The organism is Labrenzia sp. THAF191a (genome assembly GCF_009363335.1).
In the GTDB taxonomy this organism is placed as follows: Bacteria; Pseudomonadota; Alphaproteobacteria; order Rhizobiales; family Stappiaceae; genus Roseibium; species Roseibium algicola.
The window spans coordinates 87,281-101,566 of sequence record NZ_CP045334.1 but is presented as its reverse complement, the minus strand read 5'-3'; the positions used below and the strand labels follow the sequence as shown (position 1 = coordinate 101,566).

Here is a 14,286-nt window from a genome sequence, read left to right as displayed (position 1 = left end):
CGGTGGCCAAAGATACAGTTTTGTCGCAAAGTTTTCTTCGGCGGTTTTGTTTGGTCTGAAATCCTGGAAGGCGTTCATTTAGTCTCGGTAATGTCGATTAGAGCTGTTTCACTTGTTGAAAACGCTGCGCATCCAGCCCCAACCCGCTTGAATTCAGGTTTCCCCTTTCCATGCCAGGAGCCGCATAGCATTTGCGGTGACGAGTACTGTTGCGCCTGTGTCGGCAAGGATTGCTGGCCAAAGACCGGTTACACCCAAAACGGTCGTCACCAAAAACAAAGTTTTCAGGCCCAGAGCCATCCCCACGTTCAGTTTAATGTTCCTCATCACCGCATGAGACAGGTTTATCATCTTGGCAACGTCCATCACCCGCCCATGCAATATGGCAGCGTCGGCAGTTTCAAGTGCCACATCCGTGCCCCCTCCCATGGCGATGCCGATATCCGCGGCGGCCAGAGCCGGCGCGTCGTTGATGCCGTCTCCCACCTTGGCAACTTTCAGGCCGTCCGCGCGTAGTTCATTCACGACCCGTTGCTTGTCTTGCGGTAGAAGGTCCGCACGCGGCTCGATGCCAAGCGTGTCTGCAATCGCCGTGGCAGTTCGGGTGTTATCGCCCGTCAGCATCAGCGTGCGGATTCCCTTCGTCTTTAAGGAAGCGAGACCGTCTATCGCATCTGTCCTTGGTTCGTCACGCATGGCGAAAAGAGCGGAAACCTTGTTGTCTACAAGCAGCACAGAAACAGTTTTGCCCTCGGCATTGAACGCATCTACAACCGCAATCTGATTTTCAGTCATGCTGACCCGGTCGCGAGCAGCGGTCGCGGATCCAAGAAAAACCGGCACACCGCCAACCCGCCCTTCGACGCCTTTCCCGGTGACCGCGCGTGCTTCGGATGCAGGCGGAATGGGTGCATTCTCCGAGGCAGCCTTTTGCAAAACTGCGAGAGCAAGTGGATGGTTCGATCCCTGCTCCAATGCTGCCGCAAGGCTCAGCAACCGCTGATCGCTGCTCCCAAATGACCTGATATCGGTAACCACCGGCCGTCCTTCTGTGAGAGTTCCGGTTTTGTCGAAAGCCACCGCCGTTATCGCTGAAAAACCCTCAAGCACGGCGCCCCCCTTCATTAGGAGGCCGCGCCGAGCCCCGCTCGCCAGACCGGCGGCAACTGCCGCCGGTGTGGAAATAACCAGGGCGCAAGGGCAGCCAATCAAGAGAATGGCAAGTCCCTTGTAGATCCATTCGCTCCAGTCAGCGCCAGCAAAGACTGGCGGCACCGTCGCAATAAGAGCTCCCAACACAAGAACCCCTGGCGTATAGTAGCGTGAGAACCGGTCAATGAACCGCTCGGTCGGTGCCTTACTAGATTGTGCCTCTTCGACCAGACGGACCACGCGGGCGATCGTATTATCGTCGGCGGCAGCAGTCACTCTGATGCGCAAAACTCCGTCTAGACTAATGGTTCCTGCATATACTGTGTCCCCCTGTGACTTACGTCTGGGGACACTCTCGCCGGTCACAGGTGCTTCGTTTATCTCGGACGAACCTTCAGTGATTTCCCCATCTGCGGCAATACGATCACCCGGCCTCACAACGATGACGTCGCCAACAGAAAGCCTATCTGCGGGCACTTCCGAGATGGTATTTCCTTGTTCCAGATAGGCAGTCTTTGGAATCAAATCGGCGAGGCCCGCAATACTGGCCCGCGCACGCTCAGCAGCAACACCCTCCAACATTTCACCAACCAGAAAGAGAAAGACTACAACAGCAGCTTCTTCGGTTGCCCCTATCAGCACCGCACCAACCGCCGCGACAGTCATCAGCGTTTCTATTGAAAACGGGCTGCCCAATGTGGCGGCCACAAACGCACGGCGCGCCACCGGAACGAGACCGACTAGCATAGCAATCAAGAACGCCCAATACGCCGCTTCCGGAATTAGTTGGCCAATCAAAAAAGCACTGATGAGTGCCATGCCGCACGAAATCGTCAACAGAGCCTTGCGTGTCCTCCACCATGGTTGATCCGCAACATGGCTCGCATGGTTTTGCGACATGGGTTCGGCCGGCGCGATGCCAAAACCGAGGTGCCTTACCCGCTGCATGACCTGGTTTTTGGAAACCGTACCGTCATGGCTGATCGACAAACTGGCTCCGGGCACGGATACTGCCACCTCCTCAATCCCCGGCAAGCGGCGTAAAGCGGTGTCGATCTTTGAAGCGCATGAGGCACAATCCATGCCTTCGACTCTGAAACGGACTATTAGTTTTGAACTGTCGGGGTGTATAGTCATTTGCGGCCTCTTGCACTTTCTCTCTGCAAGATAGCCTCTCTAGTAACTAGAGCTTCAAGTGACGCAGGCGATTTTTTTCAATTTCACAGCTTTGTCAAAGTGCTGGCGTTTCAAATTTCATTTTCCGTTTTCGCAGTTATGGATTTCTTGAGAATTTATCTGTACGTATTGCGAATGCGTAAGTGGGTCTTAACCATACTGATTGTGTTTTATACGGGGCTTCATTCCGCCGCCGCAATTGGTGCTGCCCAGACAGCCGGGGAGCCGGTGCTTCCAGACCAAAAAGCAGTTCAAAACGCCTCGATCGTGTCCGAAACACTCACGTCGCATAACCTCAGGTGCTGCAATCGAACGAGCAACCAAGCAAAGTCTCAAAAACTAGCCAAGTGTGGAGTCGATTGCGTGTCAATTGCGGGTTCGTTGGAACCGAGATTTTTGAAGGCGGAATTGGTTTTGGAAGATACTGTATTGCTTGGCCTTTTTTCCAAAGATCCAAAGCCAGAAGACAGGCCTCCAAGAATTTACTGACACGTGGCAGCTTTATCGCTGCAAAGCTTCCTGCGATCGTTAGTAATTTTTTGGAGAAAAGCGATGATTACTCGTCGTAATTTACTCATTGGCTCCGTCGGAGCAGTTGGAGCCTTTGTCATGCCTGCTTATGCACATGACAAGAAACAGTTCAAGATCGACCCCAAATTCGAACCGCAATCCGTACGATACTTTTCCTATCCTCCTGGGACGATAGTTGTCGATACGAAAAATCATTTCCTCTACCTCGTTCAGAGTTTCGGCAGGGCGCGCCGCTATGGAATTGGTGTCGGCAAAGCGGGATTGTCGCTGAAAGGGGAGGCGGTAATAAAACGCAAGGCGGAGTGGCCAAGCTGGCGTCCCACCGCAAACATGATACGTCGTAACCCCGGCAAATATCGGAAATACGCAAATGGTGTCCCTGGTGGACCGAATAACCCTCTTGGATCAAGAGCGCTTTACCTTTATCGAAACGGTCGGGACACCATGTACCGGATCCATGGAACCACCGAACCTTCCTCTATCGGTCGATCCGTCTCTAACGGCTGCGTTCGGATGATCAATGCTCATGTTGAAGATCTCTATGAACGCGTGCCTTTAGGCACAAGAGTGGTCGTTTTGTGAGTACCCAATAGCCGAAAACTCTGGTCAGGCACGTGGCTGCATCCGGCGCGTGCCTTTACAAATGAGGGCTGCATTAGCCCAAGAAGACAGAAACCCAAGTACGAGCTTTGGACGATCATTTGTCGAGCGTTTCATCTGACCGCTTTGATCGACTTTTACGTATGGAGAGAAAGGGGCTCCGTGGGAATCTCTGCAATATTACCCGCTAAGAGATTTTTGGTGTGACGGAAAACAGATGATTTCCGCGTAGCGGTTCGGCGGGTCGAAATCGACGGGGTGACTGGGCAATTATTTGCGCGACAAACCCTGTCGGAATGTGAGACTGTGCGGCAACACGGAATTTGAGGTTTGTCGTGCATGTTGATCGGTTACATGCGGGTATCGAGCGGTGATGAGCGGCAGTCGGTTGCCTTGCAGCGCGACGCCCTGCTCGCGGCCGGGGTCGATCAGCGTCACCTGCATCAGGATCGCGCTTCGGGCGCGCGCGACGATCGGCCGGGGCTGAAGGCTTGCCTTGCGGAATTGTGCGAGGGTGACGTGCTGGTCGTTTGGAAGCTCGACCGTCTGGGCCGATCACTCTCCCACCTGATCAGAATCGTTGAGGATCTGAAGATGCGCGGGGTCGCCTTCCGCTCTTTGACGGAAGCTATCGACACGACGAATTCGCACGGTGCGTTCCTGTTCAACCTGTTTGGCACGCTCGCCGAATACGAGAGAGTGCTGATCACGGAGCGGGTCAACGCTGGACTGGCGGCGGCACGCCGGCGCGGTCGCAAGGGCGGTAGGCCACCGACGATCGACACCGAAAAGGTTGAGCAGATTCTGGCGGCGCTGGAAGCCGGCGCCAGCAAGGCGTCGGTGTGTCGGACATTCAAGGTGCCGCGCTCGACTCTCATCGATACATTGCGGCGAACCGGATGGACCGGACCGGGCAAAGAAGATGAGCCTGCTCCCCCAGTTTGAGAGCGGGTGTGACCGATGGCCTTCCTCGACGCGCAGTCGCGCACCGTTCTGTTCGACCCACCCGATGTTTATGAAGAGGCCCTCGCGCGCTATGCGCTGTCCGCTGAGGACATCGCTTTCGCCAGGGCGCATCGCCGATCGCATAATCGTCTGGGTTTTGCCATCCAACTCGCCCTGGTGCGTGATCTCGGTCGTCCGCTCCGCGCTGGGGAAGTTCCGCCTCAGGCAGTCGTCTCCGTTGTCGCCGACCAGTTGGGCATCGACGCTGCGGTGTTCGCACTCTATGCCCAGCGGGAGGAAACCCGTCGAGAACATACGCGGGAGATTGTCGTCGCACTGGATCTCCGGCCCGTCCGGGCGAGCGATTATCGATCCCTGATCACCGCGGCGGCACGCGAGGCAGCCGCTACCGAACAAGGCGAGCCGATCACCAAGGCCGTGATCGAAGCCCTGAAGGAGAGGAAGCTGCTCGTTCCTGTGCCGGAACTGCTGATACGTCTGGCGATGGCGGGCCGGGCGGCAGCGCGACGACAGGCTTATCGCGGCTTGATCCGGGGCATGGAGCAACCGTCCATCGAGGCGCTTGATCAGCTTCTCATCGATCGGTCCGGCGATCGGAGCCATCTCGGCTGGATTGCGGAAGCGCCGGAGGGGACGAAACTGAAAAACCTCAAGGGCCTGATTGCCCGGCTTGAGGTTCTGCGTTCGGCGGCGATTTCCGATGAGCGACGTAAAACGATCCATGCCAACCGCTATGGCATCATCGCCCGGGACGCCCGCATTCTGCATGCCCGTGAGATACGACGCCTTACATCCGAGCGCCGCTACGCCACGCTGACGGCGTTCGTCATCGAGAGGCAGGCGGCAATCACCGACCTTGCGATCGACATGTTCTGCAAACTGATCGGCAGCACCCGGCGCAAGGCTGAACTGAGCCGCACAGAACGCCGGCTGAAAGAAGCCGAGATTCTTGATGGGGTGGCGCTCGATCATCTCAAGCTTGGCGAGGCGCTTCTGGCCGCCCGTGAGAACAACACCGATCTCGCATCCGCAATTGCAGTCTCACTCGGCTGGGACGGATTGACCGCCAGCGTGGCCGCAGCCAGGTCCGTCGTGCGCCCCGATCGCAGCGACGAATTCGATGAGCTCATAGAGCGGCACAAATCGCTGCGAAAGCTGGGCAGGCTCATGTTCGGCGCGTTCTCTTTCCGGTCGTTTCGTCCCGATGATCCGGTTTTGAAGGCAGTGGATCATCTGCGTGCGCTCTACAGTGGCAGGAAACTACCCGCGCAGGTGCCGTTCGCGTTCATGACGCGCAAGTGGCGGCGACGTGTGCGCTCGGACGGTGTCACCATCGACCTTCGGGCTTGGGAAGTGGCGGTACTCGTTCACCTTCGGGAGCGCCTGCGGGCCGGTGACATATGGGTTGATGGCAGCCGAGCATGGCGCAGTTTCGAGGATTATCTTCTGCCTCGACCGATCTTTGCCCTGATGCGCGCCGAAGGCCGGCTCGGGCTTGCCATCCCTGACAGCTTTGCCGAATGGCGAGCCGAACGCACCGCCACGCTCGACGCGAAACTCAAAGAGCTGGCAAGGGCGGCGGCCGCCAACGCCATTCCGGATGCGGCTATTTCCGACAAGGGTTTGTCGGTCTCCCCGATCCGCGAGGAGGAGCGTGACGGGATCGTCGCGCTCAGCCGGCGTCTTTACATCCTCGTTCCCCGGATCAGGATCACCAGCCTGCTTGCCGAGGTCCACAGCTGGACCAGGTTCCTTGACAGCTTCACACACTATCGCACCGGCGAGACGGCGAACGACGAGCCGGCGCTGATGGCCGCTATCCTTGCCGACGCCACCAACGCCGGTGCTGAACGCATGGCGGAAAGCTCACGCGGCGTCACGATCCACCAGATGATGCTGATGGTAGATAGGCATCTGCGCTCGGAAACCTATGCTACGGCGACCGCCGTGCTGGTCGATGCGCAGCAGGCTCATCCCTTCGCCGCGGTCTGGGGCGACGGTCATATCTCCTCCTCGGACGGGCAGTTCTTTCCGGCAGGCGGGCGCGGTGAAGCCAGCCTCGAATACAATGCAAAATACGGCAAAAGACCAGGTGCTTCGGTCTATGGCTTCCTGTCCAATCGTTTCGCCTCCTTCTTCTCCCGGATGATCCAGGCGTCCGAGAGCGAAGCGCCCTACGTGCTCGACGGCCTCCTTCACAACGAAAGCTCCGTCGAAATCCATGAGCATGCAACCGATACCGCCGGCGCGACCGAAACGACATTCGCTATGTTCCATGGCTTCGGCTATAGGCTCATTCCTCGTATCCGCAATCTCGGCAATCGCAGGCTCTTCGTCATCGATCCCGACGCGGCGTACGACCCGCTCGGGGCGCTGATCTCGGGAGCCGTCAACATGGATGTCATCGAGCAGCACTGGGATGAGGTCTTGCGGCTGAAGTCATCGATTGGCGCGGGCCTCGTGCCGCCGTCCGTCATCCTCAAGAAGCTTGCCGCATCGCCTCGGCAAAATCGGCTCAATCAGGCGCTACGCGAAATGGGCCGGATTGAACGCTCGATCTTCATCTGCGACTGGTTGCTCGACACCAAGCTCCGGCGCAGATCGCATGCCATCCTCAACAAGGGTGAAAGCCGTCACGCCCTTGCCCGGGCGGTCTTCCTCCACCAGCTTGGCGAGCTGCGCAACCGCGTGGCGGAAACCATGGCCTATCGGGCGTCAGGTCTCAACCTCGTCGTCAACGCCATTATCCTGTGGAACACCGTCTATCTCAGCCGCGCTGTCGATTATGTCCGCACCCAGGGCATCGATATTCCCGCCGAGCTGCTCTCCCAAGTCGCACCACTTCCCTGGGCTCATATCGCACTCACCGGCGACTATCTCTGGAACGAAATTGACCGACCCCTCGAACGCTTCAGGCCGATCCGCGCTAACCGTTTCAATCCAAACAACTTCGCTTTCCCTTAGCGGGTATTATTGCAGAAATGCCCACGGAGCCCCTTCGCGCGGAGCAGCGGGGGAGAGGGTGGCAAGGGGATAAAAACGGAGGGGGTTCGCCCGCCCGAGGCAAAGCCGAAAGGGCGTCGTGTCAGCGGCGCTCCTGCACAAAGCGCTGCCCCAAGGCTGCGCGAAGGAAGGACGGGGAGACCGTTTTTTCCCCTTGTGAGGGAGAGGGGGCAGCGCTCCTCTTTCCCTCATCAAAGAAACAGACAGGACGCCTCCGGCGTCACTGCTTTATCCTGGCCTAGGCCGGCAAACCGCTGATGCTGATTACTGTGAAGAGCAGTAGGGGAGGGGAAAGGCCGCCCCGATACGAGGCAGGGCGGCCTCCGTAGGCACGCGACAAGAAAGGGCTAGAGACTTGCCACGACCTGACTTGATCAACAGCCAATATGGGTCGATCGGGCGAGGCTGTAAATGTTCCGAACGGATTTTGCCTGCGATGAAACTGATTTGAGGCGAAGCCGCAGCGCAACCGATCGTCACCCGAATGGGCGGAGACAGTGTCTGCTGGCTCCGTGCCGAAGGCATAGAGCGGGGTCGCAAAGCGATGCGCCAAAGCAGCTATCCAGGGTAGACTTTCGAGGCACCATCTTTAATTGTCCCGGAGGAACAACGATGAAATTCCAGTGTGGTTGGTGGCAATGGCAGGTTTCGGACTCGAGCAGTGGGTAAGCTATCTCGGACTTGAACGCGTTGTAGACCCAGACAAAGATCATCCGGTTTATCGCAAGCCGCTCGACGGAAATATCATCGATCTCAGCCAACTGGATCTGCTGGTCGCGCAAAGGCTGCGTGACCTGCGAACCGACAGACAACTTGCGCAAGCCAAAGTGGCCATGCTGCTAGGGGTGAAGGAGGCAACCTACGCCCGCTACGAAAACGCCTCATCCTTGATGACCGTCGGACGCCTGCTCCACGTTTTCGAAGTCCTGAATATCACCCCGGAAGAGTTCTTCGATCCTCTCGTCAACGAACAGCCCTCTCACTCCAAAGCCGAGTCACGCGAAGCCCTGAGAGACCAGCTGATGGAGGAAACGGTCGACCACCTGAAAAAGCTCGACGATACGACCTTGAAGATGGTGCATGATCTTGTGCTTGCGATGGAGCCCCGGACGATCGAGAAGCAGAAAGGGAATGGCGCGGCGAAAGCCGCGCCATAACTTGCACTCAATGGGTTGGCTCTGGTTTCCACCGCGCGCCGGCCGCCATTGGCGAATAGCCGGCGCTCATGCGGCGTCCTTCCCCCCTTCTGGCGAAGGCACCGCTCGGATCGATCGGCGCCAGTCCGAGATCCGAGAAGGACAATGAAGAACATCGGAGCTTTCAGCATAGCGCCGCCCCTCTTTAAAGGGCGGGAAAGCGGGAATTCTCGACACAGTTTTGACGGATAATGGGAAGCCGCAGGAGGCTTAGCATAGCGCCGCGAAGCGGAAGCCGGGGCCGACTTCCCCCGCCAAAACCGTTCCGCATCACCAGGCCAAAAGCAATGTCTAACCATCGGATGTGTGCCGGACCTGACTGCATTCAGTGAAGCGTCGGGGCAGGGTCCGACAGGAGCTTCACCGCGTTCTTCACGACCTTGCGAAGCTTTCGCCAATCGGGAAGGTCGCCTTCATTGACGCGTTCCTCGATCGCCGTCAGGATCCAGCCAACGCAGGCGATATCTTCGAAAGCGCGGTATTTATCCGAGCGATGGAAGCAAGCGACAATACGAGGCCGTGCGCCTTCGTCGGTTTTGGGGATCTGCGCAACCAGGTCCTGCGCTTCGCGATAAGCATTGACTACTCTCTTACGTTCATCAGGACCGGCTTGCGTGATCATTCCGACAGTCCAAACCAGCGTTTTCGAAAGGTCGACTACTTCGTCTATCATGGCGTGATCATCCTTCCCGTTGCAACGGATTCAGAAGGGTACCATCCTCTTTCTAGACGCGCAAAGAGCAGATCTGCAGCTTTTGATCGCGTCGCCTGACGCCTTCATCTGGGAAAGTCCTGATTTGCCGACGGGCTCGCTCTGCGCTATATTCTTTCCTTAGGAGACCGCAAATGCTCTTGAAGAAGTTTGACGAGAACAAGGAAGCCCTGAAGCAGATCGGCCGCGAAGCGATTGCCGAGAGCCGTCGCTTGGGACTGCCGATCTCCGCTCGTGACCTCCAGAATGAGGCCGAGGATCAGGCAACATTTGAGCAGAGAAAGCGCATTTCTGCCGCCTGAGGTCGTCACTCTTTGTCCCAGCCAACCTGTATCGTTCTCGGCGGTCCCAACGGATCGGGCAAGTCATCGGCGTATGCCAAGCTGCAGCTCGACGGTGCTTGGGTCAACGCTGATGAGATTGCCAAACAGCTCACAGGATCCAGGGATGGCCGGGCAGCCGCCATGGCAGCGGGGAGGGCGGCACTCATGAAGATCCGTGAGATGATCGAGACCCGGCAGTCGTTCGTCTTTGAGACCACCTTGAGCAGCCAACAGTCAATCAATCTGATGAGCCGAGCCCAGGCGACTGGGTACTATGTCGGCCTCTACTACGTCGCCCTGGATTCAGTTGAGCTCAACATCGAACGTGTTCAGCGTCGGGTAGAGAAGGGCGGCCACGACATTCCGGAAGACATCATCCGACGGCGCCATGAAGGATCGCTGCGGATGCTGTCTAGCGCCCTCAGATACGCTGATGAGGCGCTGCTGATAGACAACAGCGGTATCGAGCCCCGGGAGATTTTCCGCGTCTGTGCTGGCGTGATCGTCGGGTCTGACGTTGATCGTCGCAATCCGCTGCACAGGCTTTTCGAAGGTCGGGTTATGGAAGCCTATGACGTCGTAAGGGTAGGGGAGACGTACCGTCTTCGAACCGCGATCGAGTAGGGGCTGGTGCCCTGGATGAAGGGTACCGTGTAACAGCGCAATAATACCCAACGCGCCGGGCATTGGAACGAGCCGCCCTAGTGGGGCGGCTCGGCGCTGATCAGCGCATCGAATGCGGCCTCTTCTTCGGCAAGCTTCGCTTTGGCCGCCGCCAGCTCGGCTGCGATCTGCTGACGCTCGGCCTGGTCGATGGACGCTGCAAGCTCGGCGCGCAGTTCGTTGATGTGGTCGTAAGTGGTCATCGTCAGCTCCTTTGAATGAAAACAAAGGTGCGGGACCGACAAGGGAGGGTTTGGGTCAATGACCGCCGGAGGGGGCCTGCGGGGCGGGGGGGGAGCCGATTTCGTTGCGCAGCGGCGAAATTGGGGGGACCGCGCATCATTGACGCAAACCCTGCCTTGTCGGTGAAATTGGATGATGTTGAGAGAGAATAAACCTCTCCGTATTCGTCGGCTCCTTTCTTTCGGAACCGGTGACTCCGCTCAGCGTTCTGGCGGCGGAGGGGCAGCGATGACAGATAATTCTCACGTATTCAGGCAGCTCGCCTGTAGCGACATGGTTCGCAAGGCGGCACAGGCCAATCATCAACCGATACTGAATGACGGCCGCATCGACGCCCTGTTACAGCGGCTTTCTCACGCTGAACAGGATCCACACGGAAAGCAACAAAAAGAAGTCCGTACCGAAACTCGGACTAGTCGCCTTGCGGGCCGTGTTACGGGGACCCATATAGCTTGGTAGTTGACGTGCGTACCCCTCCTCCCAGTCCGCGCGTCGGCTGTTCCCCTCTGGAGGTTATTGACCCCCACACCTTAAGGGCCGCGGCTTTCCGCTGGCCCTTTTTCTTTAAGGAACAGCCAATCATCCATAGGCTCGGTTTCACCCTTGGGCAGAAGGAGGTTCAGCCTGCAGTATTCCCTCTCCACGAGCGTGTTGAGGCAGCGAAAATCACGCCAGATGGAGGCGAGGAAGGCAGCGCTCGCAATGGGCCGGTCAATGACTTGTTCCAGCTTCCTCGTCAAAGCCGCGCTTGTGCGTTTCAAATGCGATGAAGCATAGGGATCTTCGCATATTGCGGTGGTGATTGTGTGTATCTGCCTGACTGATCTGACTGTCTGCGCAGTTTTCAGATAAGCAGAAAAGCTCTGTCCCATAGATAGCTCCATACCGCCCCCCGAAGCTAACGCAAAAGCCCCCCGATTCTATGGGGGCGACTGCCCTCGTGGTTAAGCAGCAGTTACCATGACCCGCGTAGCTTAATCAGCCGCAGGTGGCTCCAACAACACGACCAGATGCGGGATCCGTCTCGATCGTCACCCGATCTTCTCGGAAGTCCTGGGTCACCATGTCGCCTAGCTGGATCTGACGAACGGTCTTCGCGCCGGAAAGCTGCATGGCCTCTGCGTCCGTCGGCTTGGGCTTGCCTACGAGGGCTCCAGCGGCTTCAGCATTGCATGGTGCTGAAGCCGTGGAGGGGGCGCTTCCGTCTGCGCTGCAGGCGTATAAGGCCAAAGCTACGCCGGCGATGATCAATGGCGCGGAATAGGGCAGTGACTTCATTGGGGCTCTCCTTGCTATCAAGCTCTACAAGGAGTTCAGAATTGGCTTTTTCGTGTCACTGCCGTCATAGCGAGATGAATTAACCTCACGGCCGATACGATAAAACTCGAGCTGGCTGTCCATCTGGTTTTCAAGAAGGAAGGCTTTCGCGTCAGCACCCTGAACAGAGGCATCCAACCAGGTCTTGTAGACCGATGGATCCAGCATGACGGGCATCCGCGTATGAATGTGCGCAATGTGGTCGACGGCTGGCGCTGTGATGATCGTGCAGCTGGTGACGCCTAGCTTGTCGTTATGCGCCCATAGTCCGGCGAAGGAGAAAGGCTTTCCGTCAGGGAGCTGCAACAGCCAGGGGTCTTTCTTGCCGTCCTCTTCGCTTGTGGTCCATTCGAAATAGCCATCGGCGGGGATGAGGCAGCGCTTCGACTTGAAGGGTCCGCGGAATGCCCCTGAAGTGTCGACGGTCTCGATCCTCGCATTGAACATCGCGGCCTTCGGCAATTCCTTGGCGAAGAAGGGCACGAGCCACCAGCGCCCGCAGTCGATTTCGAGGTCACCGGCTTTGTCCTTGTGGGCGAAATGGACGTTCTGTGTCGGCGCGATGTTGTAGCGCGCCGGCATGTTCGACGGAGGCGGGGCCTCAGCGTGGATATTGTAAAGGGCGTGGATTTCGGCCCAGGTCATCGTATTGGTGAAGCGGCCACACATGCCACTGTCCCTTGCTGCTGATATCGACGCCGACGGCGTTGTAGCACATACAGCTATAACGCTTGGTGCCCACAATTGCGGTGAGAGGAGCAAATCTCAATGGGTGAAGCATGGACCATAGAGGTTCAAGAGCTGGCCTCATGAGTGGCCAGATTTAATTTAATCCACATCCATATACGGGCTTCAGGTTAAGTGGAGAAAGGGCTCAACCCGCCCATCTGAAAGTCTATTTTCTCTTTTATATCAACATGTTAGTAAAAATCGCATAAGCATAATTATGGAATATTTTTGACTATTTGGTCAATTTCCTACTGCTGGATTGGCTCGCCAAACGGGACGACAGGGCCGTGAACGGCCAGGCCCCCCAAAAAACCTAACTACACAAGCCGCTGTTCGCTCTTCGACGCTTTCGGCCCAAACCTGTCTTCCATGCATTGCTTGAATGCTACAGGGCAGCTTTCTCATATCTGCCGTTCGTTATCTTGCAGCAACCTCTGCTCGGGCCACCGCAGGCAACATCCGGCGTCAATGTCGCATAAGAGAGATCAGAACTCCGGCCGGCATGCTAACTTGCGGGGGCAAGACCTATTTGAATGGCCCAAAATGACATCCATATCGACGCGCGCTCATAGTGCGGATGCCCACAAGCACGGTGTGCTTTTCGTCTTTGCGGCCGGGGTTCTGTGGTCGACAGTCGGCATTGGTATTCGCATGATCGACGATGCCGTTGTGTGGCAGATTCTGCTGTATAGGTCGATCAGCATGTCGCTGTTTCTTTACATTCTTATTCGAATGCGGTCGGGCGAAAGCCCCTTTGTTCAAATCCGCCGAATTGGTTCCCCCGTTGTTGTCGCAGGGCTTTCACTGGTTGCGGCCTATAGCGGTGGGATCTACTCAATTCAGAACACGTCAGTCGCGAATGCCATGCTGCTTTTTGCGACAGCACCGTTTATGGCAGCTGTTCTGGGATGGATCGTTCTGCGTGAACGTGTGCGCTTTGCAACCTGGATTGCGATTGTTGTTGCCATTGGAGGGATCGCGATCATGGTTGCCGACAAATCCGGCAGCGTCGCCCTTAAGGGCAGTCTGGCGGCCCTTGGATCGGCGTTCGGTTTCGCTGCCTTCACCGTGGCGTTACGATGGGGCCGAACAGGTGAGATGCTGCCGGCGGTCTTCCTTTCGGGCCTCTTCGCGTTCGCCATCACCCTGGCGATCTGCTTTGGCCTCGGGCTCTCCGTCGTTTTGAGCCCGAATGACGGCTTCATTTCCATGGGAATGGGGGGGGCAAGTCGGTGCCGGTCTGATCCTCTACACGCTGGGCTCACGTAGCCTCCCGGCAGCAGAGCTTGCCTTGTTGTCTCTGGCTGAAGTCCTGCTCGGTCCTCTTTGGGTTTGGCTCTTTCTGGGCGAAACGGCGAGCGTCAACACTCTGATCGGCGGCCTGGTTCTCCTCGTGGCCATCGCTGGGAACGCCTTGTCAGGCAAGCGACGAAAACCTCCGCCTATCACCGCTCCATAGCGACAGCGGGAATCGGGGCCTGACGGCACGCACAGGTATCACCCAACGCTGGCACTTTCTCGCCGTTTGCCCGGGCAAGCTTCCAATGGCCGTGCATCACGATCAGGGTTTCGTGGGCTTGGATTGGTTGGATCCAAAGCGCCGGTGACTTTTCCCATCTCCGGCAAGGCGTTGATGGCAATTTGAACTGTAATTCCGCCTTCAGACTAAATGTTA

At 57.4% G+C, this 14,286-nt stretch carries 12 protein-coding genes and 1 pseudogene; 7 read left to right on the top strand and 6 right to left on the bottom strand.

Annotation, left to right across the window (positions count from 1 at the left end; all coding sequences use genetic code 11):
• Window positions 1–153: 153 nt before the first annotated feature.
• A complete protein-coding gene (locus FIV05_RS28305; RefSeq protein WP_081450442.1) occupies window positions 154–2,289 on the bottom strand; it encodes a heavy metal translocating P-type ATPase in 2,136 nt (711 codons plus the stop codon).
• A gap of 648 nt (window positions 2,290–2,937) precedes the next feature.
• On the opposite strand from FIV05_RS28305, the gene FIV05_RS28300 reads away from it, so the two are divergent.
• The 4 genes from FIV05_RS28300 to FIV05_RS28285 all read left to right on the top strand — a co-directional run bounded on the left by FIV05_RS28300 (window position 2,938) and on the right by FIV05_RS28285 (window position 8,585).
• The gene (locus FIV05_RS28300; protein WP_008188287.1) at window positions 2,938–3,441 is read left to right on the top strand and encodes a L,D-transpeptidase; all 504 of its coding nucleotides are present in this window, start codon (window positions 2,938–2,940) and stop codon (window positions 3,439–3,441) included.
• Window positions 3,442–3,798: 357 nt separating this feature from the next.
• A complete protein-coding gene (locus FIV05_RS28295) occupies window positions 3,799–4,404 on the top strand; it encodes a recombinase family protein (protein ID WP_055971942.1) in 606 nt (201 codons plus the stop codon).
• 15 nt (window positions 4,405–4,419) lie between these two features.
• Window positions 4,420–7,389, top strand: a complete 2,970-nt coding sequence (locus FIV05_RS28290; RefSeq protein ID WP_072495413.1) for a Tn3 family transposase — start codon at window positions 4,420–4,422, stop codon at window positions 7,387–7,389.
• Window positions 7,390–8,066: 677 nt separating this feature from the next.
• A complete protein-coding gene (locus tag FIV05_RS28285) occupies window positions 8,067–8,585 on the top strand; it encodes a helix-turn-helix transcriptional regulator (protein WP_152508049.1) in 519 nt (172 codons plus the stop codon).
• A gap of 364 nt (window positions 8,586–8,949) precedes the next feature.
• On the opposite strand, the gene FIV05_RS28280 is transcribed toward FIV05_RS28285, so the two are convergent.
• Window positions 8,950–9,297, bottom strand: a complete 348-nt coding sequence (locus tag FIV05_RS28280; RefSeq protein ID WP_152508048.1) for a hypothetical protein — start codon at window positions 9,295–9,297, stop codon at window positions 8,950–8,952.
• A gap of 173 nt (window positions 9,298–9,470) precedes the next feature.
• Between FIV05_RS28280 and FIV05_RS31720 the strand changes: the two genes are divergently transcribed.
• Window positions 9,471–9,638: a hypothetical protein gene (locus tag FIV05_RS31720; protein ID WP_165222187.1), complete on the top strand. Its 168-nt coding sequence runs from the start codon at window positions 9,471–9,473 to the stop codon at window positions 9,636–9,638.
• A 12-nt stretch (window positions 9,639–9,650) separates the two neighbouring features.
• A complete protein-coding gene (locus tag FIV05_RS28275; RefSeq protein ID WP_152508047.1) occupies window positions 9,651–10,283 on the top strand; it encodes a zeta toxin family protein in 633 nt (210 codons plus the stop codon).
• 77 nt (window positions 10,284–10,360) lie between these two features.
• Here the strand turns inward: FIV05_RS28275 and FIV05_RS31715 are convergent, their stop codons facing one another.
• From FIV05_RS31715 to FIV05_RS28260, 4 genes are all read right to left on the bottom strand, one after another.
• Window positions 10,361–10,525: a hypothetical protein gene (locus tag FIV05_RS31715; protein ID WP_173014038.1), complete on the bottom strand. Its 165-nt coding sequence runs from the start codon at window positions 10,523–10,525 to the stop codon at window positions 10,361–10,363.
• 570 nt (window positions 10,526–11,095) lie between these two features.
• The gene (locus FIV05_RS28270; protein ID WP_152508046.1) at window positions 11,096–11,437 is read right to left on the bottom strand and encodes a hypothetical protein; all 342 of its coding nucleotides are present in this window, start codon (window positions 11,435–11,437) and stop codon (window positions 11,096–11,098) included.
• Window positions 11,438–11,543: 106 nt separating this feature from the next.
• Window positions 11,544–11,843 (bottom strand): I78 family peptidase inhibitor, encoded by a 300-nt coding sequence (locus FIV05_RS28265; RefSeq protein WP_152508045.1) that lies wholly within the window; start codon window positions 11,841–11,843, stop codon window positions 11,544–11,546.
• Between the two features lie 24 nt (window positions 11,844–11,867).
• Entirely contained in the window at window positions 11,868–12,551 is a 684-nt protein-coding gene (locus FIV05_RS28260; RefSeq protein ID WP_152508044.1) for an SOS response-associated peptidase, read from the bottom strand.
• A 603-nt stretch (window positions 12,552–13,154) separates the two neighbouring features.
• Here FIV05_RS28260 and FIV05_RS28255 point away from each other — a divergent pair.
• A pseudogene (locus tag FIV05_RS28255) lies at window positions 13,155–14,070 on the top strand (DMT family transporter).
• Window positions 14,071–14,286: the final 216 nt, after the last annotated feature.